At 49.1% G+C, this 24,853-nt stretch carries 21 protein-coding genes and 1 riboswitch; of the genes, 7 read left to right on the plus strand and 14 right to left on the minus strand.

From position 1 onward, the window contains the following. Positions 1 to 63: 63 nt before the first annotated feature. Positions 64 to 462 carry a hypothetical protein gene (locus MJ611_RS12655; RefSeq protein ID WP_250430183.1) on the plus strand — a complete coding sequence of 133 codons (399 nt, stop codon included), beginning with the start codon at positions 64 to 66 and terminating at the stop codon, positions 460 to 462. A 131-nt stretch (positions 463 to 593) separates the two neighbouring features. Here MJ611_RS12655 and MJ611_RS12660 read toward each other — a convergent pair whose 3' ends face one another. Further along, positions 594 to 2,822, minus strand: coding sequence for a heparin lyase I family protein (locus MJ611_RS12660; RefSeq protein WP_250430184.1), 2,229 nt, complete (start codon positions 2,820 to 2,822; stop codon positions 594 to 596). 854 nt (positions 2,823 to 3,676) lie between these two features. On the opposite strand from MJ611_RS12660, the gene MJ611_RS12665 reads away from it, so the two are divergent. Both MJ611_RS12665 and MJ611_RS12670 read left to right on the plus strand, forming a co-directional pair. Next, complete coding sequence (locus MJ611_RS12665; protein ID WP_250430185.1) at positions 3,677 to 4,018, plus strand: hypothetical protein; 342 nt, start codon at positions 3,677 to 3,679, stop codon at positions 4,016 to 4,018. A gap of 317 nt (positions 4,019 to 4,335) precedes the next feature. Continuing rightward, the gene (locus MJ611_RS12670; protein ID WP_250430186.1) at positions 4,336 to 6,819 is read left to right on the plus strand and encodes a family 16 glycosylhydrolase; all 2,484 of its coding nucleotides are present in this window, start codon (positions 4,336 to 4,338) and stop codon (positions 6,817 to 6,819) included. Between the two features lie 164 nt (positions 6,820 to 6,983). On the opposite strand, the gene trpS is transcribed toward MJ611_RS12670, so the two are convergent. The 11 genes from trpS to MJ611_RS12725 all read right to left on the minus strand — a co-directional run bounded on the left by trpS (position 6,984) and on the right by MJ611_RS12725 (position 16,891). Then, positions 6,984 to 7,958, minus strand: a complete 975-nt coding sequence (gene trpS / locus MJ611_RS12675; RefSeq protein ID WP_250430187.1) for a tryptophan--tRNA ligase — start codon at positions 7,956 to 7,958, stop codon at positions 6,984 to 6,986. A gap of 70 nt (positions 7,959 to 8,028) precedes the next feature. Further along, a complete protein-coding gene (locus MJ611_RS12680) occupies positions 8,029 to 8,571 on the minus strand; it encodes a copper resistance protein NlpE (protein WP_250430188.1) in 543 nt (180 codons plus the stop codon). Positions 8,572 to 8,611: 40 nt separating this feature from the next. Next, the gene (locus tag MJ611_RS12685) at positions 8,612 to 9,091 is read right to left on the minus strand and encodes a hypothetical protein (protein ID WP_250430189.1); all 480 of its coding nucleotides are present in this window, start codon (positions 9,089 to 9,091) and stop codon (positions 8,612 to 8,614) included. Positions 9,092 to 9,244: 153 nt separating this feature from the next. After that, on the minus strand, positions 9,245 to 10,156 hold the full coding sequence (locus MJ611_RS12690) for an EamA family transporter (RefSeq protein WP_250430190.1): 912 nt from the start codon (positions 10,154 to 10,156) through the stop codon (positions 9,245 to 9,247). Positions 10,157 to 10,385: 229 nt separating this feature from the next. Beyond that, the gene (locus MJ611_RS12695; RefSeq protein ID WP_250430191.1) at positions 10,386 to 11,321 is read right to left on the minus strand and encodes a ketopantoate reductase family protein; all 936 of its coding nucleotides are present in this window, start codon (positions 11,319 to 11,321) and stop codon (positions 10,386 to 10,388) included. A gap of 15 nt (positions 11,322 to 11,336) precedes the next feature. Next, positions 11,337 to 12,122, minus strand: a complete 786-nt coding sequence (locus tag MJ611_RS12700; RefSeq protein ID WP_250430192.1) for a queuosine precursor transporter — start codon at positions 12,120 to 12,122, stop codon at positions 11,337 to 11,339. Between the two features lie 227 nt (positions 12,123 to 12,349). Next, a complete protein-coding gene (locus tag MJ611_RS12705; protein ID WP_250430193.1) occupies positions 12,350 to 12,829 on the minus strand; it encodes a hypothetical protein in 480 nt (159 codons plus the stop codon). A 90-nt stretch (positions 12,830 to 12,919) separates the two neighbouring features. Then, on the minus strand, positions 12,920 to 13,837 hold the full coding sequence (locus tag MJ611_RS12710; protein ID WP_250430194.1) for a ribonuclease Z: 918 nt from the start codon (positions 13,835 to 13,837) through the stop codon (positions 12,920 to 12,922). Between the two features lie 14 nt (positions 13,838 to 13,851). Further along, positions 13,852 to 14,229 carry an STAS domain-containing protein gene (locus MJ611_RS12715; protein ID WP_007657896.1) on the minus strand — a complete coding sequence of 126 codons (378 nt, stop codon included), beginning with the start codon at positions 14,227 to 14,229 and terminating at the stop codon, positions 13,852 to 13,854. Positions 14,230 to 14,275: 46 nt separating this feature from the next. Continuing rightward, positions 14,276 to 15,232, minus strand: a complete 957-nt coding sequence (locus MJ611_RS12720) for a phosphoribosylaminoimidazolesuccinocarboxamide synthase (RefSeq protein ID WP_250430195.1) — start codon at positions 15,230 to 15,232, stop codon at positions 14,276 to 14,278. A gap of 192 nt (positions 15,233 to 15,424) precedes the next feature. Beyond that, complete coding sequence (locus tag MJ611_RS12725) at positions 15,425 to 16,891, minus strand: SDR family oxidoreductase (RefSeq protein ID WP_250430196.1); 1,467 nt, start codon at positions 16,889 to 16,891, stop codon at positions 15,425 to 15,427. A gap of 254 nt (positions 16,892 to 17,145) precedes the next feature. Beyond that, a riboswitch (SAM riboswitch) is annotated at positions 17,146 to 17,255 on the plus strand. A 276-nt stretch (positions 17,256 to 17,531) separates the two neighbouring features. Here MJ611_RS12725 and MJ611_RS12730 point away from each other — a divergent pair. The 4 genes from MJ611_RS12730 to MJ611_RS12745 all read left to right on the plus strand — a co-directional run bounded on the left by MJ611_RS12730 (position 17,532) and on the right by MJ611_RS12745 (position 22,085). After that, positions 17,532 to 18,860, plus strand: a complete 1,329-nt coding sequence (locus MJ611_RS12730; protein ID WP_250430197.1) for an O-acetylhomoserine aminocarboxypropyltransferase/cysteine synthase family protein — start codon at positions 17,532 to 17,534, stop codon at positions 18,858 to 18,860. 8 nt (positions 18,861 to 18,868) lie between these two features. Continuing rightward, on the plus strand, positions 18,869 to 19,927 hold the full coding sequence (locus MJ611_RS12735; RefSeq protein WP_250430198.1) for a homoserine O-acetyltransferase family protein: 1,059 nt from the start codon (positions 18,869 to 18,871) through the stop codon (positions 19,925 to 19,927). Next, positions 19,908 to 21,164, plus strand: a complete 1,257-nt coding sequence (locus MJ611_RS12740; RefSeq protein ID WP_250430199.1) for a homoserine dehydrogenase — start codon at positions 19,908 to 19,910, stop codon at positions 21,162 to 21,164. The genes MJ611_RS12735 and MJ611_RS12740 overlap by 20 nt, the downstream gene beginning before the upstream one ends. A 234-nt stretch (positions 21,165 to 21,398) precedes the next feature. Then, a complete protein-coding gene (locus tag MJ611_RS12745) occupies positions 21,399 to 22,085 on the plus strand; it encodes a hypothetical protein (RefSeq protein ID WP_250430200.1) in 687 nt (228 codons plus the stop codon). 90 nt (positions 22,086 to 22,175) lie between these two features. Here MJ611_RS12745 and lysA read toward each other — a convergent pair whose 3' ends face one another. Together lysA and MJ611_RS12755 are read right to left on the minus strand one after the other, a co-directional pair. Then, positions 22,176 to 23,321, minus strand: coding sequence for a diaminopimelate decarboxylase (gene lysA, locus MJ611_RS12750; RefSeq protein ID WP_250430201.1), 1,146 nt, complete (start codon positions 23,319 to 23,321; stop codon positions 22,176 to 22,178). Then, positions 23,314 to 24,645 carry an aspartate kinase gene (locus tag MJ611_RS12755; RefSeq protein WP_250430202.1) on the minus strand — a complete coding sequence of 444 codons (1,332 nt, stop codon included), beginning with the start codon at positions 24,643 to 24,645 and terminating at the stop codon, positions 23,314 to 23,316. The genes lysA and MJ611_RS12755 overlap by 8 nt, the downstream gene beginning before the upstream one ends. Between the last annotated feature and the right edge of the window lie 208 nt (positions 24,646 to 24,853).

A 24,853-nucleotide genomic window follows, 5' to 3' on the forward strand; every position in this document is an offset into this window, starting at 1 on the left:
ATCACAGGGAATATTTGCAATTACTGAGGCATGTTTCCAAATTTGTAGAAAACAAACGCAGCTATGAACGCAACCGCTTTAAATAACTCCCTTGTCGCTATTATTCAGAAGAAAGAAGAGCTAAACGCGCTTGATTATAACGATGCGCGCTATGACGATATTGAGGAGGAACTACACGATCTGGAAGACGATTTTAACGAAGAATACGGTGACTACCTGGAGGATGCGCTGGAGGAAGTACACGGCCGACTGAAGTCGGATGCTGACATCCTGCTGCCAACAGCATACCTGGCCAGCTCCCTGAACGGTGCCCAGGACGATGACGACGAGGAGCGCGAAGGTGTATGGGTAGAGTCGGATGAGTTCCCGGGTGTGGAGATGCGCCTGGTGCTGGTAGCTAACCCTGCCCGCTTCGTGTTGCTGATCGGCGACCAGCAGCGTGTGCTCTGGACAGCTGAGTAAGACTTTACACTTCTTTATCAGGGAGCGATCAATTTCCCACTGATCATGGAACAAAAAATGCGCCTGCCCTTGCAGCAAGACAAAGGCAGGCGCATTTTTTGTTCCATATCTGTTTTGCCAGTCACATACAATTAATCAGTAACTATAAACTTCCGCTTCGACAGCTGCTTATCTCCAAGTAGGTTGACAAAGTACATTCCTGTCGGCAGATCTGCTGTATTGATGAAGAAGGTGCCGTTGATCCTAGAAATTGTATGAACTGTACGGCAAGCTATGTCGGTGACAAAAGCCTCCGCAGTTTCCTGCTCCTCTGTCCTCACAGTTATAACCGTTCCTCTCTTGGCGATTGTAGGATATACCTTCAGCAGCTGGATTTGATCCTTCTCCATGTTCTGATCATTTAACATGATATTTTTACCTGTGGAGATCTGCTCTGATAAAATAGAGATGTTGTTGCCAATAGGCTCCATAGTTTCACGTGTAGATGCAGCATTGCCAATTTTTACCTCATCCACATACCAGACGCGTTTGGTAGTGTTCGTGGTGCCCCCATCATTCCATTTCCATTTGTATATTCCCATCTTCCAACGGCCATATGGGCCTTCGAACATAGTTGCTCCTCCTTGTATGTTGAGTTTAAGATCACCATTTATCCAAATTTGCACAATACCATCTGTCAGGTGCTGTTTGATATGTATGATAATTTCTACCCATTGATCTTTCACCAACGGCCCCAAATCATAACTAATTGAAGGAGCGCCTCCCACTCCAACTCTATAGAAGGCAAAACGGTCGTTAACGGTCCTGAAAGTTAGCATTGGACTACCACTAATACCTTGATGCCATTGATTAAAAACTTCAGGATAGGTGTCTATTAAATAATCTACTGACGGAAAATAACCTGCGTAAGAATGCCACGTCTCCTGCTGTGCCAACTCTGCAGTGAACAATACCTCTGTTCGGGTGCCATTTGCTGCAGGAGGGTCGCCGGCCCGAAGTTCCCAACGACCTACTTTTACTCCACTATAGGTTGGTTTATCAACTACCATCAAACCATAGGATGTACTACTTTGAATATGCATGCCAGCAAATGCTGTCCCACTTTCAAATCCTTCATAATAAAGAATCTTAGGATCTGTAGGAGGCAAAGTTTGCTGTATGGTATAGCTTTGGCCGCTGGTGTAACCTCCCTGTATGGCATTACCGATTATATCAGTAATGCCGGTGCCGCTGCTCTTTAGGTCCAGGCGCAGCGTACCCTCTCCGGTAATAGAGCTGACAGTAATATCATAGATTGTGGAGCTTACAGAAACCACATTGGTTACAGTCCCCTTTACTGTGCCTGAAACAGTTGTGGCCGTGAAGTCCGCTGCGTCCACGCCTATGACTTGCTCAGAGAAGGTGGCTCGAAAAAATACGGTAGTGGATGTGGTGGTTGAAGTTGTGGGATTTTGGCGGTTGATGCTTATAACGGTAGGAGGGGTTGGGTCTACAGGTGGCGCTGCGGTAATGGTCACGCTCACGCCTGTTGATGTAGTTGAGGCTCCGGCTGCGTCGGTTGCCCTGGCCGTCAGGGTGTAAGAGCCTGTTGTGGCAGGCGTCCAGGACACGCTGTAGGGGCTGGTCAAATCCTTGCCCAAGCTGGTGCCACTGGCAAAGAACTCCACCTGGGCCAGGGAGCCCTCCGGATCACTGGCCGTGGCCGCAACAGTAATTGGCTGGCCTACAGCAAAGCTTGCCCCTTGGGCAGGACTGCTGATAGAGACGGTTGGCAGCTGGTTGACAGGTGGCGGAGCCGAGCCTGCGATCAGTTGCAGGTCAAAGGCCATGTCGGGGGTGTTGGCCCGCTGCTGGTGCACTTCCACAGCAATAACATTGGTGCCGCTTGTAAACGCCGAGGCTGGAATGGTGAACGATTGGGCAACAGTGCCGTTGTCTTTGGCATCTGTGGCTGTGGTGGTGTAGGTGATGGTACCCGTAGGCATGTTGTTGCGGTATACTTCCACGCCGTTTACATACACCACCACTCCGTCGTCGCGTTTGACTTCCCCCGTGTAAGAAGTGTAAGCCGAGGCACTGGCAATGGTAATGCTTTTACGGAAGTAGGTGGTGATGTACTTTTTCTTGGCATTAGGCCCGTAGCTTACCACAGTGGTGGCGTCTGAGATGCCGTAGCCGAACTTGCCGCTGCCTGTTTTCCAGGTTAGATCACTGAAGGAGGTGCTGCGCCAGGCTGTACCCTGGTTAGAACCGTTGTCGAGGTATTTCCACTCAGAGCCGAACGGTACAAGCGTGGTCTGGGCTGTTGCCTGAAGTACGAACAGTACCAGGAAAGAAAAAAGAAAAGTAAATCTTGACATAAGGAGAGAGGTAAATGGCTCATCCTTGAAAAGGAAAGAGAGCATTGGGTTAGGAAGGAATGCAAAAAGGCAGCGGGATCGCTGAAGCGCGATCTTCTCACCTGTAACTGCTTTTTCCGCAAGAATAGCAGTTACAGGTGAGCGATTAGAACATACTTTTTGTACGGTATATTTTACATTTATACACTAATTTATTGTACTAATTAGCGTGGGTTTTTGGTGGCGATTGGATTTGGATAAGTGAAAATGCAGCTCGTATTAGTAAAGGACTCCATTATTAGAGCTCCAAAGCAGAAGGGGAAAGTAATATTAAATATTCGTTTTATATTGTAATTGCTGGTGTTGTAGGGAAGATGCTTTGTTGTAGAGGTAATGTGCAGAAAAACAACCCAGGGGAATAGCACCAAAGAGACTGGAGCAAAGGCTACGTAATTGTACTGAGTACTACTTCTTTGCTGCAGACCGCCCAAAGCAAACAGCCCCGGTTATTACCGGGGTATAGAATTTAATATTTACCGCTACAAACAAGTTGAGCTAGGAGTTGACAAGAAAGCTATACTAGTTTATGCGTACTCCAAAAGAAGCTACGGCAATAAGATCACCCCTTTCCTCCAGAACTTGAAAAGTGACAGAACTGATCTGCTGAACGAGATGATCCAAGCGGAACTGCCAACTGTAACAATCAGTGAAGATTAAGCTTTGGCCTAGAGGAAATTCTGATAGCACACACGCTAAAAGCCAAAGTGGCAGCTGATATGCAGGCTGCCGCTCCGGCTTTTAGCGTTATGGTATAGTATTTGTTATATATTTAACAATATTAATTTAATAGTGTTAACCCTAACTTAACTACAGCCATGAACAAAGCTATACTTTACACCCTCATCTTTGCCGTAGTTGCCCTCTTCGGCTTTAAGCAATATGAGAAAGGTGCAGCCAGAGAAACCATGACAATCATCGCTAAAGGAAATCAGGTACACATTTCAGGAAGCAACCAGTCTTTTCAAATGAAAAAACTTAAAACTGATGAGAAGCCAGCAGTTGATAGTAAGTATAATACCAGCGCAGTACTGAAGCTGCTGAACGAATACCAGAACAACGGGTGGCACATCAAGAGCAGCAATTTAGCAAGTACTTCCGATTTTATAGGCGAACAGTCTTTTGAGACTCATACATTATACTTTCTGCTGGAGAAGTAATACAATAACCTTAAACAGAAGGGGCCGCTGATTTCTCAGCGGCCCCTTCTGCTTTATCAGCAAGTATAAACGTAATGACCTCGCACAGGGCATTCACCTATTACCCATCAAGCCAACCATTAAAAATTAAAAAGTGCGTAGTCGCTTCTGTGCTTTCTCCATGATGTGTGTCTGAAAGCATAATAATCACGCCTTCTTATAGCAATGAAGTACTCGTGACGTAGGGATGCTGTATTCATGATGTAATCGATTCCTGAACAATCGATTTAAATGCAAGTACATCTAAAACTTATGTACAACACCTTAAACTTCAGATTATGATGAGAAACATTTACAAAAGATGGGTAATAGCGACAATACTGATAGCTGCAGCAATGCTCTGTCCGAACTTTATTTATGCGCAATGCCCTACAATTGTATGGGCCGATGAATTTGACGGCACTGCCCTGGATGTAAACAAATGGAGTTACCAACTTGGCGATGGATGCGCAGAAGGAATTTGCGGTTGGGGAAACAATGAATTGCAATATTACCAGGAAAGCAACGTAACCGTCAGCAATGGCCAGCTTCATATTACAGCCAAAAAGCAAAGAGTGCAGTCAAAGTCCTATACCTCCGGCAGGGTCAGGTCCATTAACAAAGGAGACTGGACCTATGGGAGATTTGAGGCACGGATAAAGCTGCCGGCAGGCAAAGGCTTGTGGCCGGCTTTCTGGATGCTGCCTACCGACGAAACCTACGGCACATGGCCGAAGAGCGGGGAGATTGACATCATGGAGTTTGTAGCTGCGCAACCTGATCAGGTGTTGGGTACAATTCATTATGGAGACGCCTATCCCAACAATCAGAACCAGGGTGCTCACTTTGATTTAAATTCCGGTTCGTTTGCAGATGCGTTCCACAATTTTGCCATTGAGTGGGAACCGGGCGTAATTCGCTGGTTTGTAGATGACATTCTTTATCTCACCAAAACAACACAGGACCTGGCTCCTTATAACTGGCCTTTTGATCAGCGCTTCCATTTTCTGTTGAATGTTGCCGTCGGGGGCAACCTGGGAGGCCCTGTGGATGATGCCATATTCCCTAAAACCATGGATGTAGATTATGTTCGGGTTTACAACGGGTTTAAGCCCTATGCCAACGGCAAAAGAGTGGTGCTGAATAAGGAGACGGGAGTTACTTATAGTATTGGGAACGTGGCTGCAAATACCTCCGTCAATTGGACCGTACCAGCTGGGGCAACTGTAGTTTCGGGGCAGGGTACACCCAATATTGTTGTGAATTTCGGAAATACAAGTGGCAACGTTACAGCTGCTTTTTCAACTACCTGCGGTTCGCAACAAATTACTGTTCCTGTAGAAGTAGAACCTCCTTTTTCTAAGGAGTACAGCTTCGAGAACTTCGATGAGCCGGCCAAAGCCACCATCGGTACATATACCGGTACGCTCACCAAAGTAACAAACCCCTCACCAGGTGGCGTGAATACATCCGCTATGTCAGGTAAGTATGTCCGGAATTCCACACAGCAGTATGATATTCTGACTTACAACGTTTCAACGATCACGGATGCCAGCCTATACGCTGATAAGAGCAAGAAATTCTACATTGATGTATACACTAGTGCTCCTGTAGGAACAGAGATCATACTTCAGTTAGAAACATCCACAGCCACCTCAAGCAACTATCCGACAGGAAGACACAGCAGGTACACTGGTAAGACGACGGTGCAGAACCAGTGGCAGCGTATCCCTTTTTCGTTGCTCGATAAACCAGATGCCGCCGCCTCAAATACAGGGGTCACAAAAATGATCCTTCTTTTTGCCTCCAATACATTGACCGGGGATACCTACTATTTCGACAACCTCGATAGTTATCAGGCAGGTACCGTCAACGCACCTCCAGGTGTTTCCATCACTTCTCCTTCCAGCGGCGCGACATTTGTACCAGGAGCCACGGTTACTGTTACAGCGAATGCAACGGACTCGGATGGCTCAGTTACGAAGGTAGAATTTTTTGCCAATGGCAATTTGATCGGCACCGCTACCAGCAGCCCTTACAGTATTAACTGGCAGATTGGCACCGGAACCTTCACGCTTACTGCCAAGGCTACCGACAATGCAGGCGCTACCACTACATCGGCTGGCGTTTCAGTTACAGGCCAGAGTGGCACTGCGACTTCGCTGTCTGTCTCTTCAATCACGACAGGCACAGTGAGCGCCGGTGGCGGTAGTATGTATGGTCGGGCAACAGTAACGGTTAAAGACAATTTGGGCAATCCTGTACCCAACGCTACTGTATCAGGTACCTTTTCCGGCACCTTTACCGAAACCAAAAGCGGTACAACCGGGGCAAACGGCTCCGTAGATATTGTGACCACCAGCAAGGCCAAAGGCACAGTAACCGTAAACTTTTGTGTAAACAGCGTTACCCATGGTGCCCTGACTTACGATCCGTCTAAAAACACGATAACCTGTACGGGAGCAGCAAGCAGTATGAGTACAAGCATAACCGGCAACCTGGAAAAGAACGCTCCTGCCTCCAATGCAGTAATGATACAGGCTTATCCAAATCCATCCCGAGGTATATTCACTGTAGGAGTTGAGTTGCCGGAAGAAAGCGATGTAGAACTAACATTATATGATATGGTGGGGAGGGTGATCGACCAGAAACCATCTTCCAGAGTAAGTGCCGGTATGCATACATTACAGTTTAACAGGCAGCTAAAAGAAGCAGGGCTGTACCTGATAAAAGTACGGATCAATGACGAGGTATACCAGATACGGCAGGTAAATGAAAAGTAAAGGCAGGATATATGCTTCGGCTCTGACGTATACCTACAAGTACCAGCCTGTAATCTGTCCTGCAAGCGACGAGGTAATGAAGGTAGGGCTGAATTGACCCTGTCTAAACAAAAGAGGCAGCTGAATTTTCAGCTGCCTCTTTTGTTTTATCAGCAAGTATAAACTTAGTAGCCCAGTTTCTGGCGCACGCGCTGTAGCACCGGCGTGGCAATGGCTTTTGCTTTTTCAGCGCCTTCCAGCAACTTCTTGTCGATCTCCGGCAGGTTGTTCATGTAGTAATTAAACAGCTCCCGCTCCTTGGCATACTTGGTAATAATGAGCTCGTAGAGCGCCTGTTTGGCATGACCGTAACCATAGCCGCCGTTTAGGTAATTCTGACGCATGGTCTCGATCTGCTCCGGGCTGGCCAGTAAGCTATAGAGCTTAAATGTGGTGTCTTCATACGGATCTTTCGGCTCCTCCAGCGGGGTGCTGTCCGTAACAATGCTCATGATGGTTTTGCGAAGCGGCTTGTCTGCCTCAAAAATATCGATGATGTTGCCGTATGACTTGCTCATCTTCTCGCCGTTGATACCCGGCACCGTCATTACCGTTTCGTCGGTTTTTGCCTCCGGCAGCACAAACGTTTCGCCATAGATGTGGTTAAAAGCGCTTGCTATATCGCGGGTGATCTCCAGGTGCTGGATCTGGTCTTTGCCCACCGGTACAAAATTGGCGTCATACATCAGGATGTCGGCAGCCATCAGCACCGGGTAAGTAAACAGGCCTGCATTCACATCTGCCAATCCGCGTCGTGCAGATTTATCCTTGAATGAGTGTGCGTTTGCCAGCATCGGGAAAGGAGCAAAGCAGCTCAGGTACCAGGATAATTCTGTTACCATCGGCACATCCGACTGCCGGTAAAGAATATGCTTATCCGTATCGAAGCCGAAGGCAAGCCAGGCAGCAGCCACGGAATACGTATTATGTCGCAGCACCTCCGCATCACGGATGGTGGTAAGCGAGTGCAGATCTGCTATAAAGTATAATGCTTCCTGATCCGAGGTTTTAGAGAATTCCACAGCCGGAATAATGGCACCCAGCAGATTGCCCAGGTGCGGCCGGCCTGTACTCTGTATGCCGGTAAGGTAACGTGCCATAGTTAATGGTTTTTGTGTTTCAGTTGCAAATTAATGCAAAATGCCGGAAACCTCTCAACCTGGCACAAATCTATTGCTTCTTCAAATTATAGTTATGCTTGCTCTTGATGGCATTCTGTTTGCGATCCAGCATTTTCAGTTCTGAGCCACTCAGCTGCTGAAAGTAGATCGGCTCGTAATTGCCTTTAGGGATGAGTTGCAGGATAAGCACGTTGGGATCGTCGTGATTGCCCTTGGCCAGAAACCAGGTGCCGTTGCTGGTGGTATTGTTTTTTCCGGCTGGCTTACCCAAGTATGTCTGCTTCAGGGTAAACGTGCGACCCTGGCCTTTAGGCGAGCCATTGAGGTTAAGCTCCATTTTGATGCCTTCGCAATCGGCGCAGGGTACGGTGCCTGAGAAGAAACCAGCTGGTGCTGCAATTGCTGCTTCTTTAGCACTTGTTTTTACAGACTTTGCTGCTTTTGTTGAAGTCGTTGTTGCTTTCGCTGTTGTTTCGGTTGTTTTAGCTTTTTTGCCGGCTGATTTTCGCCATGCTTCGTAGCTGCTTTGTGCTGATGCGGATACGCTCACAAACAAAGCAGCCATCAGAAATAAGGATGAAAGTGTTTTCATATAGGATGTTGGATAAATATGTACTTCGGCTTTACTACAACTACTGTGCCCGTTGCAGGCGCTCCTCAATTTCTTTTGGAAGATAGAAGTCTTTGCCCTGCGATTGGTATTGCCGCCGCTCACCTTTATTAACCATCGAAACGTGCAGTTTATTGTTCGCAGTATCTACCAAAAGAAAGGCAAACCTGTCGGGTGCCGTATGGTCGGGGTAGGTGCCGATCGTGTACAGAACGCGTTCCTGTTGCAGAGGTTGCGCTTCCTGCATGGTCTCCAGAAATTCATCCAGATCGCCGTTCAGAAGTTCCTGCAGGCGCGTGCGCAAAGGCTTAGTCTGCCACAGGTTTACTTCTGCAGGGCGCTTGCCTAGGTAAAGTTTCAGGTAGTTCAGGCTATCTGTTTTAAAAGTGGGTGCTGCCGAAATGCCGAGGCTGGTATGATCCACATCCGGAACAGAGGCAGGTTTGTTATAAGAACAGGCAAGTAACAGAAGACTGGAGAGAAGCAGGCAAAGATTCTTCATAGCATGTTGTTTGGCTGCTTACAGGTACGGCAGCTGCTTGTTGCCTGTTCCGGGTTAACTGCAGAAGCAGAAGGCTAGAAATATAAAACAGCAAAGGGTGAAGCGTTTGCACGATCTCACCCTTTGCTGCTTTATAAGTATAATTTAGTTCTATCAGGTAGTGGCTAACTGCCCCTGCCGGCGGCTTTTGCGAAACGAGTGGAGGTTTGAAACTGCAATGGCTGCCAGTATCAGTACCACGCCCAGCCACTGTACCGACCATACTTCTTCCTGCAGCACCAGGCTCGACATCAGCACAGCAACCGGCAATTCGGCAGCGCTAAGTATGGCGCTCAACCCCAGGCCTGCTTTTGGAATACCATAAGCAAAAAACAGCGGCGGAATTACCGTACCGAAAATGGCCAGTACCAGCCCCCATTTAAACAATCCCTGGCCCAACGCACCATTTACAAGAAACACGGGCGGGAAAACAGTAAAGACAAGGATGCAGGCACCCGTAAGTAGCAGCGCGCTTTTGGTAGTAGGATGCAAATGATTGCCTGCCGACCCATTAATGGTCAGGAAGATAGTATAGCAGAAAGCTGCCAGCATACCAAAACCGATGCCTGCCCAGTCGAAGGTCGGTATCTGGTCGGAGAATAAGCGGCCTGCCATGCAGGTTCCGAGCAGCACCAGCAGCACCATGGCTACTTGCGGGAACTGGGGGAGCCGGCGATTGAGGATAGAATCCATCAGCAGGCTCATCCAGGTAAACTGCATGAGTAAAAGTATAGCGATAGAAGCGGGTACTAACTGAACGCATTTGTAGTAAAAAATGCTCACCAGGCCGGTGCTGGTGCCCATGGCCACTAGTTTCAGCATTTCTCCGAATGAGGCGCTATTGCTTTTGCTGCCAAGCAGCTGTCGCAACAGCACAATCATCCAAAGAAAAATCAACCCAAAAAATACCTGGGTGCCCGTTACATCACCCAAGGTAAAGCCTTCTTTATAAGCCAGTTTAACAAAAGTCGAAAGTATTCCGAAGCTGCACGCTCCGAGAAACACCAAAACGCTTCCTCTGAACATAATTGTTCCTGGTCCGGAGACCTGAAAAGTAAATCAAAAGTTAATTATATGAGGCCTTAGCAACCTCTACTACGGGTAAAGAGGAGCTCTTACAGGTCGTGGAGAACGTAGCCTGTAATAAAAATCTGTGTATGTGCTAAGTGTGCAGTCATTTTGTTTTGCGGGGTGCAAAGGTAGCAGAAATATTTATACTGCCAATAATTGAAAGTATAAAATCAAAAAATGTTGTTCAGGATCCTGCACCGGCTCTTGTCTGGAGCGCTGCGTACAACGTTTTGTAGGTAGGAGTTGGCACCTGCAGTTGTTCTCCCAGCCTTACAACATAGCCCGTTAACGATTCCAGCTCCGTTGCCTTACCTTTCTGAAAATCACTGTGCATAGAAGAAGTGGTATCGTAGGGGAGCGAAGACATTTTATCAAGTGTTGCCTGGATACTATTTTGCGGAAGGTTAATCCCTCTTGCGTCTGCAACAGACTTTATCTCCGCTAAAAGCAAGTGGAGCAGGTCCTGGTATTCCTTGTTAGCCAATATAGCACCCATGCATGCGTCGAGGTAGGAGGTAAGTGTTGCTATCGTAGAGATAAAAAGGAATTTTTCCCAGATGGTTTGCTCAATATTGTCGGACAGAACGGCCTGAATGCCACCTCTGGTAAAAAGCCTTTCTGCTAATGCAAGCTTCTGTGCGGAGCCATCAGTAGATCCAAAGTACAGGAGCCCGATGTTGCCTGTTTCTTTTACCAGACCAGGTTCTGCAAGCCTGGATACTACATAAACACAGCCTTCCCATACTTCATTTTCCGGATAAACGGCCTTGATCCGTTCTGTGCTATCCACGCCGTTCAGAAGCGGAAGTATTACGGTTGCTTTGTTAATGCAAGACTTAAGCTGGGTTATGCTTTCCTCTAAGTGGTAGCTCTTTGTGCAGCAGATCAGGAAGTCGACTACGCCTATCTCATTAGGGTCTGAAGTGACCAGTTTCGGAACGGCTGTGAAAGCGCCTTTCGTGGTTTCTACTTTCATGCCGTGTTGCCTGATGACTTTTTCATGCGCTCCCCGGGCAATAAAGTATACTTCAACTTCGGTTGAATTTTGAAAATGCCGTGCCAGAAGGCCACCAAAATAGCCGCCGACTCCTCCAATACCTGCTATTGCAATCTTTATCATATACTTACGTTTACTTTAGTCTCCGCTCTCTACTGCTGCCTCTTCGATCAGTGCCTCTGCCTGCCTGTGGCCCAGGTAGCCATCTATCAGGTAATGTGCCAGGTATAACACCGGCGTAAGAAGGATGGCAACAGCGAACTTGTAGATGTAGTTGATAGCCGCGACCGACAGCACCAGGCGCAGCGGCCAGTTTCCGAAAAAGTAAAACGCCACCAGCAGCACCACAATGCTATCGATCAGTTGGGAGACCAGCGTAGACCCTGTAGCCCGCAGCCATATTTTTTTACTCCCCGTAAAGCGCCGCAACCAGTGGAAAACAGAAGCATCGAGGAACTGGGAAACCAGGAACGCCACCACAGAACCTATGATGATGCCGAGCCCCTGCCGGTAAATGGAGTTAAAGGCAAAATCGATGTTAAAGGGATTGCCCTGCGGATCTTGTTTGTTGAGTTCCAGCCAAAAGGCAGCCGGCGGCAGGACGGTTACAATGGTTATGATCAGGAAAGTATAAAGTATCAGCATTACCGTTAAGATACTCACTTTCTTTACGCCGCTCTTGCCAAAGTACTCGTTGATGATATCGGTGGTAACGAAGACCACCGGCCAGATGATAACGCCTGCTGTGAGGTTGAAATCGTACTTTTCGCCCATGATCCCGATCTGCGCACCTGGCAACCCTAGCAGCGCCTCACCTGAAAAGATTTTTACGCCGATCAGTTCAGCCAGCAAGGCGTTGGAAATGAAGATGCCGCTCAGGATCAGGAACAGGTTGGTGCGCTTTTTTTCAAGAATGGGTGTCATACGTGAGCTTCTGTAAATTGAGGTATAAACCAACTGAAGCATTAGTAGTTTATACCTATATCCTGGCAAGATAAAGATTATTGACAGAAGTATGAAAAGGAGCAAAAACAGGAGCCTGCGTAGAGCTGCCGGGTATGAAAGACAGCAGGAAGACCAGGAAGTATATGGCTCGCTTGTTTCCTGTTATAGTATAAATTCAGACGAAACCAGGAACTGTGCTGTACAGGTCAGGGGCAATCGGTTTTTGTAAGTATAATGCCGCCTCCATAGCGCACTCTGCTTCGGGTACCCGACGCTGATTTGCCATTTTGTTTGTCTCCGGTGCCGTACCCTTCCACTAACTCATCTCCTTTTTTCATAAAGGTCAGATCCCGCACCGATTCTGTTCCTTCCGACATAAAAGTATACGTTGCAAAAAGGGTATCTCCACGGAATTTTCCTGTTATGGTCCCGGTATTCCTGTCTTTCTCAAAGATGCTGTAGATCAGGCTGCCTGTTACGTTGTTGCCCTGCCTGCGCATATGCAGCAGCACCGTGTCTTTTGGCGATGTGGAAGTATAACAGGAGCTATCTCCCAGGTTTTTACGCGCTTCGTTTACAGCAACAGGTGTATCGGGAGTAGCTGGGGTATCAGAGGTGTCAGGTTTGCTGTTGCAGGCAACCAAAAGTGGCAGGAATATAAGCCATAGGAAGTATAAGTGTTTCATGGGAACTGGCAGAACAAGATGGTAATTCCTTCTACGGGAACGCAGAAAGTATAGCATTAAAAGGAAATAGCCCAATCAGGAAAGTACAATTTAGTCGCGCACGCAAAAGACGCTGCCTTCAATGGCCAGATCAGCTTTCGGGAATACTTCCAGCGCTTCGAGCAGCAGGGGCGTGAGGTCTTTGTAGCGCACCGAAAAATGACCCAGCAGCAGGTGGCGCACCTGTGCGGCAGCAGCCATTTCGGCTGCCTGCCGTGCCGTACTATGGAACGTATACGATGCACGTTCGCGCATATCGTCTGCAAAGGTTGCCTCGTGGTAGAGCAGGTCTACGTTGCGCAGGTAAGGGAGCAGGTCCGGCTTATAGCGGCTGTCGGCGCAATAGGCATAGCTGCGGCTGCGCTTGGGCTCCAGGGTTACATCCCCGTTGCGCACAAGTATGTTTCCTTCTTCGTCTCTGATGTCTTCGCCCCACTTCAGGCGCACCAGTTGCGGTGGCGTCAGGAAGGCAGGAAGCTTTTCTTTGATGAGCGGCCTTGGCTTTGGCTTTTCTCGGAACAGGAAACCACAGCAGGGCACGCGGTGCTCCATGGGGATGGTGTGTACCGTGATCTGCTTGTCTTCAAAAATTCTTTTGCAGACTGTGGTATCGAGCTCATGGAAAACAAGCTTATAGCTCAGGTTGGTGCCGGAATACTTGAACTGAAGGCTTAAGATATCGGAGAGGCCGGGAGGGCCAAAGAGATGAAGAGGTGTTTGCCGGCCCTGCAGGTGCATGGTGGAGAGCAATCCGGGTAAACCAAAGTAATGGTCGCCGTGCAGGTGGCTTATGTAGATATTGCAAATGCGCTGATGCTTTATCTTGTATTGCATCAGCTGCATTTGCGTACCTTCACCGCAATCGATCAGGTGATACTGATTGCCGATGGTTAATATCTGGGCTGTATGGTGCCTGTTTGCCGATGGCGTGGCCGACGAACTGCCTAATATCCTGAGTTCGAAATCCACAGAGGCACTACGGCTTAGTCTTCTTTATTTGTCAGGTCCTGCTCGATCTCGTGCAGGAATACACGGTCAATTGCTTCTTCAACCGTAGGAAGTATGTTCAGCACAGACTCCAGTTTAGAGATCGTGATTAACTTCATTACGTGGTCCTGCAGGCTTGTCAGAATCAGCAATCCGTTAGAAGAGTTGCAAAGTCTGTTAGCGATCAGGATAGAGCTAAGTCCTGAAGAATCAGTGTATTTAACATTATTTAGGTCAAGAATCAGATTGGTGATCCCCTCAGCATTCAATTTCACGAACTCTGACTTCAGATCCGGAGCAATGGATGTGTCCAGTTTCTTCTCATCTATCGTGATAATTGTGTAGTTTTCTTTCTTATCAATCGTGTACTTCATAGATCTACCAGTAAAGGATTTAAACGCGAATGTACCAAAATCTACTTTAATTATTGTAATCTTTTGGGCTAAAAATGTTTTCTGTTACCTGTTGCTCAATGCGTTTGAGGGCATTGGCATAATCTTGTTTTTGAAACGTATGGCCTGTGAATACCTCGAACAACTCGATGTAACGCTCTGAAATTCTGGCAATTACTTCGTTTGTCATTTCCGGTACACTTTGGCCGTCTTTGCCCTGGAAACCGTTCTCGATCAGCCACTGGCGCACAAACTCTTTCGAGAGCTGCTTTTGCGGCTCACCCTTCTCCTGGCGACTGGCATAGCCTTCGCTGTAGAAGTAACGGGAGGAGTCCGGGGTATGGATCTCATCGATCAGGTATACCTGGTCGTTGTACTTGCCGAACTCATACTTGGTATCCACCAGGATGAGTCCTCTTTGCTTTGCAAGCTCTGTGCCACGTGCAAACAGCGCCCTCGTATAAGACTCTAATTTAGTATAATCTTCCTCAGACACAATGCCTTTGGCCAAAATATCTTCCTTAGAGATATCTTCATCATGGCCCTGATCTGCCTTGGTAGTCGGGGTGATGATCGGCTCCGGAAGCTTGTCGTTTTCCTTCAGGCCATCCGGCATGGTAACGCCGCAAAGGGTGCGCTTGCCTGCTTTGTACTCGCGCCAGGCATGGCCGGCCAGATAACCACGTATCACCATCTCTACCTTAAATGGCTCGCAGCGGTAACCAATGGTCACGTTCGGGTCCGGGGTGGAGATCACCCAGTTCGGAACGATGTCAGCGGTGGCTTTCAGGTTGATGCTGGCAATCTGGTTGAGCACCTGCCCTTTGTAAGGAATGGCGCGCGGCAGTACCACATCGAAGGCAGAGATACGGTCGGTGGCCACAACAGCCAAGCGATCTCCGAAGTAATAAACGTCGCGAACTTTGCCTCTATAAAAACCGGTTTGGCCGGCGAAGGAGAAGTTAGTTTCTTTTATGGCCTCCATTTGTTGTTTAGGTTTATAGGCAAGCAAAGTTAAGTATATTTTAGAGGGTGCGAAAAAAATCTGGATTAAGTTCGGGATTCAGCTTTTCAGGCGGTTATATAGTTTCAAAAGAATATTGCAGTATACTGATGAGAATATCTTAAGTTTTACACTTAACGCGCTATACTTTGCATTTTAAGCAGAACTTATACTTCAGGCAGGCGCCGGCTGCTTCTGCCTCTCACCATACCCGATGATATTCCGGATCATGCCGCCAAAGATGATGAAGTGGAAAGGCACCAGCACGTACCAGTACAGGCGACCGGCCAGGCCATACGGGCGGAAAACGGCCAGTTGCTCGAGGTAATTTCCGTCCGGTTCTTCGCATATTCGGAACTGCAGCCAGGCCTCGCCGGGCACTTTCATTTCGGCATAAAGCAGCAGGCGTTTGCTTTTCCGGTCGGCCAGCAGCACGCGCCAGAAATCGATGCTGTCACCAGCCCGCAGGTCATGCGGGCTGCGCCTGCCACGACGCATGCCCACGCCTCCTACCAGTTTGTCCAGGAGGCCCCGGATCTTCCAAAGGAAATCGGTTTTGTACCAGCCTCTTTCACCGCCTATGCTCCAGATGTTGTCCAGAACTTCTTCCGGATCGCGGTCAAACTTCATCCGTTTTTTATCTTTCAGCACACCGTGCTCTGGTACCTGAATAAAGTCCATGTAGTGCAGGGGCATGGTGCCGCTCACCAGGGCATCAGACCAACTGGAAACCACCGCATTCTGCTCGATCCTGGTAAAGGCAAGCCGGATAGCATCTTCGTAGGGCAGGCACTTGTGCGGAATAAGCTGCTGAATGGTGTTGTCTTTCACAACCACATCGTTGCGCAGACTTTCCACAAGGTTGCGGGCGATGGAGTAACTGGTGCTGGTTACAAAGTATAGCCAGTAGGAAGAGAGGCGTGGCGTGAGCACGGGCACATTAAAAATGTAACGCTTCAGGTGCCGTACTTCGGCAAACTTCTCCAGCATCTGCTTATACGTCAGCACATCCGGGCCACCGATCTCAAAGCGTTTGTTGTAGCAATCTTCCCGGCCGATTACATCGGACAGATAAGTTAGTACATCACGTATGGCGATCGGCTGACACCAGGAGTTCAACCAATGGGGAGTGATCATCACGGGCAGTTTTTCCACCAGATCCCGGATGATCTCAAAAGAGGCACTGCCGGACCCGATGATGATAGCGGCCCGCAACACGGTGAGTGCCGCTTTCGCCTGGTCCAGGACATCTTCCACATGCCGCCTCGACGCCAGGTGCTTTGATAAGCGGGCATCGTTGGCAATACCGCTCAGGTAAATGACCTGACGGGCACTCGTGGTATCCAGGTAAGAAACAAAATTCTGTGCAGCGGCTGCTTCCGATGCTGAGAAGTCTTTGCCATCGGAGCCCATGGAGTGGACCAGGTAAAAGGCTACTTTGATGTCTTTGGGCAATTGGGTCAGCGTTTCGGGGCGCAGCAGGTCTCCTTGCACTACCTGTACCTTATGCCGGAGCGTATCTGCCAGTTCAAAGCGGCGCGGGTCACGCACCATGCACACCACCTCGTGTTGTAATTCCACGAGCAGGGGCAGGAGTCGTTTGCCTATGTAGCCGTTTGCACCGGTCAGGAGTATCTTCATTATACTTTGGTATACGTTTTTGCCGCTGTACTTATACCTGCAACAGGCTGGGGCAGTCGATGTTTAAAAATAATTATACTTTTCTAATTTGTTTGATCGGCCCGGGTTTAGGTGTTATACTTTAAGTAGGTGTAAGCGCCTGTATCCCAAAAGGTTAATATTGTATTTTTTGAAAAAAGTAAAAATTTATTTTGCCTTTTAATTTTGTTGACCGTAATATTGCAACATCAAGTCAATGATCCTTTGCGGTTGTTGATTTATAAAGAAGCGTGGAGAGACAGGCTCTGTGAAGCGCTAGCAACCTAACCGCCGTGGTTAAGGTGCTAATTCCTGAATCCGGAAAGAACCCGGATGAATATAAATTGATAACAAGATGAAAAAGGGAATCAAGCAAACACAGCAACAGTTTATTTTTTCGCCGGCAGCCCAACTGCCGCAGCACGCGCATTCATTTGCTTCTGGGCTCATGTCTATGGCCTGTATGTGTTGCTGTTGCTAGCAATCTAACACCCATACTTTTGGCATAGTGGGTTATGCAGCAGGTTACGTCTGCTGCAGCGACTCGTGCTATCCTTCTTCTTCCGAAGACCTTAATTCAAACTAATCTATACTTTATTTAATCCATTTAACCAGCACAACCATGTCTAAATCATTGCATATCGAAACTTTGCAGCTGCATGCCGGCCAGGAAATAGATCCAACCACACAGTCGCGCGCTGTACCTATTTACCAGACATCTTCTTATGCCTTTAAAAACGCGGAGCACGGGGCCAATTTGTTTGCCCTGAAGGAGTTTGGTAACATCTATACCCGTATCATGAACCCGACCACCGATGTGTTTGAAAAACGCGTGGCAGCCTTGGAAGGGGGAGTGGCAGCGGTGGCAACTGCATCGGGGCAGGCCGCGCAGTTTCTGGCGCTCACCAACATCCTGCAGGCGGGCGACAATTTTGTTTCTACCAGCTTTCTGTATGGTGGTACTTACAACCAGTTTAAGGTTTCTTTTAAAAGACTAGGCATAGAGGCGCGGTTTGCCGCGAGTGACGAAGTGGACAGCTATGAAAAGCTGATCGACAATAACACCAAAGCCATTTACGTGGAAACCATCGGCAACCCGCGTTTCAATATACCCGATTTTGAAAAGGTGGCAGCGCTGGCCCGCAAGTATGATATTCCGCTGGTGGTGGACAATACCTTTGGTGCCGGCGGTTACCTGTTCCGTCCGCTGGAACACGGCGCTAATGTAGTGGTTGAGTCTGCTACCAAATGGATCGGCGGGCACGGCACTAGTGTTGGCGGCGTGATCGTAGATGGCGGTAACTTTAACTGGGGCAACGGTAAATTCCCGCAGTTCTCAGAGCCATCCGAAGGTTATCACGGACTTGTTTTCTGGGATGTGTTCGGAGAGAACGGTCCGTTCGGCAACATTGCCTTTTCCATCCGGGCGCGAGTAGAGGGATTGCGTGATTTTGGCCCTGCCATCAGCCCGTTCAACTCCTTCCTGCTGCTGCAGGGGCTCGAGACGCTTTCGCTGCGTGTGGACAGAACCGTGCAGAACGCACAAGCGCTGGCCGAGTGGCTGGAGCAGCACGAACTGGTGGAAAGTGTGAATTACCCGGGCTTGCCATCAAGCAAATACCACAACCTGGCGCAGAAGTATCTCAAGCGTGGCTTTGGCGGTGTACTTTCCTTTAAACTACGAGGCGATAGAAAAGAGGCGGAGCAGTTTGTGAACAGCTTGCAACTGGTAAGCCACCTGGCCAACGTAGGCGACGCCAAAACGCTGATCATCCACCCGGCCTCTACCACCCACCAGCAACTAAGCGACCAGGAACAGCTGAATGCTGGCGTTGATCCGACATTGCTGCGCGTGTCGCTGGGCATCGAGCACATCGACGATATTAAAGCAGATTTTGAACAGGCCTTTGCCAAAGTACGCGAAGTACAGGGCGAAGCCATCCTTAATTAAGTATAAAAATGCCAGAGCATCACATATTCCATTACCAACAGGAGTTTTTACTGGAGTCGGGGGCATCGCTTCCCGGCTTCCAGCTCACCTATACCACCTATGGCCAGCTGAACGCGCGGCGCGATAACGTGGTGTGGGTGTGCCACGCCCTTACCGGCAACTCCGACTTCACCGATTGGTGGGCCGGTCTTTTTGGTGAAGATAAACTTTACAATCCCGCGGAGTGGTTCGTAGTTTGTGCCAATACGCTGGGCGGATGCTATGGCTCTACCGGCCCTTTATCTATCAACCCCAGAACACTAAAGCCATACCTCCACCAATTCCCGCAGCTTACCAACCGCGACATTGTAGCGGCCTTTGACCTGCTGCGACAAGAGCTGGAGCTGGAGCACGTGCACACCCTGATCGGTGGCTCGCTGGGTGGTCAGCAGGCGCTGGAGTGGGCGATACAGAAGCCGGACGTGTTTGATCGGCTGGTGCATGTGGCCTCCAACGCCCGTCATTCGCCTTGGGGTATCGCCTTTAACGAGAGCCAGCGCATGGCCATTCGCCAGGACCCAACCTGGCTGACCGACAGCGAAACTGCCGGATCGGAAGGACTGAAGACGGCGCGCGCCATTGCCATGCTGTCGTACCGCCATTATACTTCCTATGCCAAAACGCAGCAGGAGCCTGGCAACAGTATTACGGATGATTTCAGGGCATCTTCTTACCAGGTATACCAGGGCGAAAAACTGGCCAAACGCTTCAATGCTTATACCTACTGGCTGCTCTCCAAAGCCATGGATTCGCACCACGTGGGGCGGGGCAGGGGCGGCCTGGAGAAAGCACTGGCGCACCTGAAAGCCAGAACGCTCTTTGTAGGGGTGGACTCTGACCTGCTGTTTCCGGTGGAAGAGCAGCGTTTCCTGCACGCGCATGTGCCGGATTCTTGTTTCGCCATACTTCAGTCTGATTACGGGCACGATGGTTTCCTGGTGGAAACAGCACAGCTGGATCAGGCAATCCGGGAATTTTATGAAACCGAGCATGTAAGCAACTTATACTATGAAAATACAGAAGTTTAAAAAACGGGTTGGCATCATCGGCTTTGGCTGCGTAGGCCAGGGGCTGTACGATGTGGTGGAAGCAAACAAGCACCTGGGGCTGGAGGTGGGCCGGATCTGCGTAAAGGATAAGGAAAAGCCTCGTACGCTGCCCGTTGCTGCTTTTACTTACAATGTGCAGGATCTGCTGCATGACAAATCGTTGGACATACTGGCCGAGCTGATAAGTGATGCCGATGAAGCCTTCCAGATCGTGCGGGAGGCACTAAGATTGGGCAAGACAGTGGTATCGGCAAATAAAAAAATGATTGCCGAGAACCTGCCCGAACTGGTGAACCAGCAACAGCGACATGGCGGTGTGTTGCTTTACGAGGCCTCTGTCTGCGGCAGTATCCCGATCCTGCGTACGCTGGAAGCCTATTATGGCGCAGAGCCGCTGCTGCAAGTGCGGGGTATTCTGAACGGCTCTTCCAACTACATCTTAAGCAAACTGTACCAGGAGGGAAGTACGTATGCAGCGGCCCTCGGGCAGGCGCAGGCGCTTGGGTTTGCGGAAGCCGATCCGTCCCTGGATGTCGAGGGTACCGATGCGGCAAACAAGCTTTGTATACTGACAGCGCATGCTTTTGGCGCTTTTGTTCATCCCAGCCAGGTGCTGTACTTTGGCATCAACAGCATTACCCCGGAAGCGGTAGAGCTGGCCAAAGTCTTAGACTGTAAAATAAAACTGGTAGCCTCTGTCAAAAGCATTGGTTCTGGTCAGGTATCGTTGCAGGTGCTGCCTGCCCTGGTGCCAGCAACTGATGAACTATACTTCGTTGACGCAGAATTTAATGGCGTAGAGATTAATGCGCAGTTTGCCGGGCAGCAGTTTCTGAAGGGGCGCGGTGCAGGGAGTCATCCTACAGGGTCTGCCGTCTGGGCAGATATAACGGCTGCTTTCAAAGGCTACCATTATACTTTCCCGAAACTTTGCGTAGCCAAAGCGACTGCCGCCGCATCGGAAGCGCCGCTTACCCTCTTGTTGCAGGGTACCAAAAACTCCCTGGCAACTGTATTGCCCCAGTTGCATCCTGCAAAACTATACTTAACAGAAGACGGAGCGTGTGGCCTGGCACGGATCAGTTATACTTCTTTGCAGGAGCAGCAGAAGCTGGTGAAACAGGCGGGGATTTTTGTAGTGCAGTTACCTGCTTCAATCTCAGAAAATGAGGTGATCGCTGCATTGGAGGCATCCAAGACCGTTGCTGCCGCCTGAAGCTTCTGCAGGGCTATTGAGCTGGCTTTTCTGCTTACCGAACTGCTAACAATTGAATTAAGAACAAGTGCCTGAAAATGAGTTAGCTATACTTGGGTAAATACTGCTATACGGTGCAAACAGAGGCAAGAATAAACAGTAAAATCAGGCCGTTAATTTTTGCACAATTTGGATACCTGTAAATTGCGATGACTCGTACATAAGAATATCTAGAAAGATATTAAATGTACGGCGATGAAAAATATACTACCCTTTATAAGCACAATCCTGGTCATACTTGTCTTGTCTTCCTGTAGGCAGGAATCCGTTTCCCCGATCCGGAACGTAAAATTCGATCCTAATTTACTGAATCCAGTTAAGGCGGGTAACACTACGTCCTGTGTCAGTCATACTTATTATTATGGCGGTACAGCCAAAGATCTTGGCGTTGTTTATTCTAAAATGGTGCTGGTAGCTTTTGACGAAGGACTAACGCAGGCAAATGTTTCTGACGTGGTGATGAACTACGGTTTTGTTGCAGGTTTAGGAACTCCAATCAGTTCCAATTCCGCCAGTTTGTACCCTGTTGAACTGGTAGCTGGACTGAGCTGTGCGCAGGTAGAGCAGGCAATATCTGAACTGCAGAGTGATGCAAGCATAGCCTATGCGGCTCCCTGCTTCCTATCAGGTGGCACGCAACTGCTGGGTATATCAAACGAGTTTATAGTAACGCTTACCGACTCTAAGGATGCAGAAATGCAGCTTAACCGACTTACAAAAACCACAGGCACAGCGGTTGTAACTTCACTTGGCAATCAGGTATACGTGCTAGGTGCCGACAAGAACTCTGATGGAAATGCACTGGAAATGGCCAATTATTTTCAGGGGCAACGGGGCGTAGCGAACGCCGAACCGGATTTCCTGTTGTGGCAAACAAATTAGAACCATAGCGGATAGTTTATAAGTATAAAAAGGCCTCCCTTCTTACTTGAGGGGAGGCCTTTTTATACTTATGAAGTATGTTTATACTTGTTAATTCAGGTATAAAGCAGCTGCCTTGTCGCGCAGGTTATAGGCCGAAGACATCACCTCGCCGTAAGCTCCTGCCGTGTGGATGGCCACCAGGTCGCCGCGCTCTGTTTCGGGCAGCATCACCGCTTTTCCAAAGCAGTCAGATGATTCGCAGATCGGGCCAACTACATCGTAACGCTCTTCCTGCTTGTTGCTGGTCAGGTTCTCGATCTTATGGTAGGACTGGTACAGCGCCGGGCGGATCAACTCGGTCATGCCGGCGTCAAGTATGGCAAAGTTGGTGCTGATACCTTTTTTGATGTAAAGCACCTTCGATACCAGTGTTCCGCATTGCGCTACCAGGGCTCTGCCTAGTTCAAAATGTACCTGCTGGCCCGGGCGCAGTTCCAGGAACTGGTTGAACAAACCGAAGTATGCTTCAAAATCAGGGATCGGTTGCTGCTCCGGGTTATAGTAATCCACCCCCAGGCCACCGCCTACGTTGATGTGCTCCAGCTGAATCTTGCGTGCCTCAAACCACTCCTGGAACTCGTTTACACGGGTGCACAGGTTTTTGAACACGCTCAGGTCCGTGATCTGGGAGCCGATATGGAAGTGAATGCCGATCAGTTGCAGGTTGGGCAGTGTTTCCAGCAAAGCTATTACACTTTCCAGTTCCCAGGCATTGATACCAAACTTGTTCTCTTCCAGACCGGTAGTAATATACTTGTGCGTATTGGCGTTCACGTTCGGGTTGATACGCAGCGCAATACGGGCTGTTCTGTCCTTTTTCTCTGCCAGTTCGTTCAGCACGATCATTTCGTGGCTCGACTCGCAGTTGAAACAGAAGATATCCTGATCCAGCGCATAGTTGATCTCTTCATCTGACTTGCCCACACCGGCAAATACCACGCGCTCCGGACTAAAACCGTTTTCGATGGCACGTTTCACTTCGTTGCCGCTTACGCAGTCGGCACCAAAGCCTAGAGCCCGTACTTCGTCGAGTATAGGTGCGTTGGCGTTGGCCTTTAAGGCATAATGCACATGGTAGTTATACTTAGCCGATTCCTCTTTTGCCTTCTGCAGCGTCTGGCGCAACAGGCTGATGTTGTATACATACAGGGGAGTAGGGTGCTGCTGCAGCTTCTGCAGGTTTTGCTTAAGCATGGTTCTGGTTCCTTTCAAAAATTCCTTCGTTCAGCGAGGTAAGGGCTGCTACCTTGTCTGACGTGTTGATCAATACACTGATGTTGTTGGTGCTTCCGCCGTAAGAGATCATGCGCAACGGAATATTTTTAAGCGACTCAAATACTTTGAGACCTGCGCCGCTGCGTTCGGCAATAAAATCGCCTACCACACAAACAATGGTCTGGTTCTCATCCACCTCAACCTGTCCAAACTCCATGATCTCCGCCAGGATGTCCTGCAGGTGCTTCGGGTTGTCGATGGTCAGGGAAACGGCCACTTCCGAGGTCGTGATCATATCGATTGGGGTTTTATACCTTTCGAAGATCTCGAACACGCTTCTTAGGAAACCATAGGCCAGGAGCATGCGCCCGGACTTTATCTTGATCGCCGTAATGCCGTCTTTGGCAGCAACTGCTTTGATGGAGCCGCTCTCGGTTTTGTTACTGATGATGGTGCCCCGGGCGTCCGGCTGCATGGTGTTGAGCAGGCGCACGGGAATGTTCTTTTGCTTAGCCGGCTGCACGCTGGAAGGGTGCAGGATCTTGGCTCCGAAGTATGCCAGCTCGGCCGCTTCGTCAAACGACAGTTCCGCAATCGGGTACGTGTTCTTTACCACGCGCGGGTCGTTGTTGTGCATGCCGTCTATGTCCGTCCAGATCTGGATCTCAGAGGCATCGGCAGCCGCACCGATCAGCGAAGCAGAGTAGTCCGAACCACCACGCTTAAGGTTGTCGATCTCGCCGAAAGCGTTGCGGCAGATGTACCCTTGTGTAATGAACAGTTTGTTGTCTGGATACTTTTCCAGCTCCGCCTTCAGGTTTTTCGCGATGTAATCGTTGTCCGGCTCCTCGTTCTCATCGATCTTCATAAAGTTGAGGGCTGGCAGCAACACCGACGGAATGTTATGCTCTTCCAGGAAGAACTGGAACAGCGCCGTAGAAAGCAGCTCGCCCTGCGCCAGCACGGCACGCTCTTCGTGAATGGTGAACAGGTCCTGGGTGAAAGCCCGGATGTAGTCGAAGTGATGTGCGATCAGTTCGCTTGCCTGTTTTTTCTTTTCTGAGGTGGTGTAGAGCTCTTCTACTACCTGTTTATACTTATCGTGGAGCGCATCTATCAGCGCATTCGCTTCCTGGTTCTGATTCTGATACAGCTTCTCTGCAATTTGTACCAGCTGGTTGGTAGTGCCCGACATAGCCGACAGCACTACAATCTCTGGCTCATCGCTCTGGATGAGCTCGGCAACCGACTTCATTCTTTCAGCAGACCCTACCGAGGTACCACCGAATTTGAGGATTTTCATTGAGTGTTGTTAATATGAGCTTTTTATTGGCTGCAAAATTAATAAAAACTGGAGAGTATCGGGTGTTAAACCTGTTCTGGTCGAAGATAATTCTAACCATAAAAGTGCGTGCTCATTCAGCTCTCTAAAACATGCAGCATCAAATGTTTCAAGTAGTAAAGTTATACAGGCACCCTCGCCAGGTGCTTCTGTTGGTAACTGTTGCCAG

This window comes from Pontibacter ruber (assembly GCF_023630205.1).
Classification (GTDB): Bacteria; Bacteroidota; Bacteroidia; order Cytophagales; family Hymenobacteraceae; genus Pontibacter; species Pontibacter ruber.

Coding starts and splice junctions, on each gene's coding strand:
- MJ611_RS12745 (WP_250430200.1), top strand. CDS start 21,399: ATGAAAAATATACTACCCTTTATAAGCACAATCCTGGTCATACTTGTC.
- MJ611_RS12720 (WP_250430195.1), bottom strand. CDS start 15,232: ATGGAGGCCATAAAAGAAACTAACTTCTCCTTCGCCGGCCAAACCGGT.
- MJ611_RS12700 (WP_250430192.1), bottom strand. CDS start 12,122: ATGACACCCATTCTTGAAAAAAAGCGCACCAACCTGTTCCTGATCCTG.
- MJ611_RS12680 (WP_250430188.1), bottom strand. CDS start 8,571: ATGAAAACACTTTCATCCTTATTTCTGATGGCTGCTTTGTTTGTGAGC.
- MJ611_RS12665 (WP_250430185.1), top strand. CDS start 3,677: ATGAACAAAGCTATACTTTACACCCTCATCTTTGCCGTAGTTGCCCTC.
- MJ611_RS12655 (WP_250430183.1), top strand. CDS start 64: ATGAACGCAACCGCTTTAAATAACTCCCTTGTCGCTATTATTCAGAAG.
- MJ611_RS12685 (WP_250430189.1), bottom strand. CDS start 9,091: ATGAAGAATCTTTGCCTGCTTCTCTCCAGTCTTCTGTTACTTGCCTGT.
- MJ611_RS12735 (WP_250430198.1), top strand. CDS start 18,869: ATGCCAGAGCATCACATATTCCATTACCAACAGGAGTTTTTACTGGAG.
- MJ611_RS12690 (WP_250430190.1), bottom strand. CDS start 10,156: ATGTTCAGAGGAAGCGTTTTGGTGTTTCTCGGAGCGTGCAGCTTCGGA.
- MJ611_RS12755 (WP_250430202.1), bottom strand. CDS start 24,645: ATGAAAATCCTCAAATTCGGTGGTACCTCGGTAGGGTCTGCTGAAAGA.
- MJ611_RS12715 (WP_007657896.1), bottom strand. CDS start 14,229: ATGAAGTACACGATTGATAAGAAAGAAAACTACACAATTATCACGATA.
- MJ611_RS12740 (WP_250430199.1), top strand. CDS start 19,908: ATGAAAATACAGAAGTTTAAAAAACGGGTTGGCATCATCGGCTTTGGC.
- MJ611_RS12705 (WP_250430193.1), bottom strand. CDS start 12,829: ATGAAACACTTATACTTCCTATGGCTTATATTCCTGCCACTTTTGGTT.
- MJ611_RS12695 (WP_250430191.1), bottom strand. CDS start 11,321: ATGATAAAGATTGCAATAGCAGGTATTGGAGGAGTCGGCGGCTATTTT.
- MJ611_RS12670 (WP_250430186.1), top strand. CDS start 4,336: ATGATGAGAAACATTTACAAAAGATGGGTAATAGCGACAATACTGATA.
- MJ611_RS12725 (WP_250430196.1), bottom strand. CDS start 16,891: ATGAAGATACTCCTGACCGGTGCAAACGGCTACATAGGCAAACGACTC.
- MJ611_RS12660 (WP_250430184.1), bottom strand. CDS start 2,822: ATGTCAAGATTTACTTTTCTTTTTTCTTTCCTGGTACTGTTCGTACTT.
- trpS (WP_250430187.1), bottom strand. CDS start 7,958: ATGGCACGTTACCTTACCGGCATACAGAGTACAGGCCGGCCGCACCTG.
- MJ611_RS12730 (WP_250430197.1), top strand. CDS start 17,532: ATGTCTAAATCATTGCATATCGAAACTTTGCAGCTGCATGCCGGCCAG.
- lysA (WP_250430201.1), bottom strand. CDS start 23,321: ATGCTTAAGCAAAACCTGCAGAAGCTGCAGCAGCACCCTACTCCCCTG.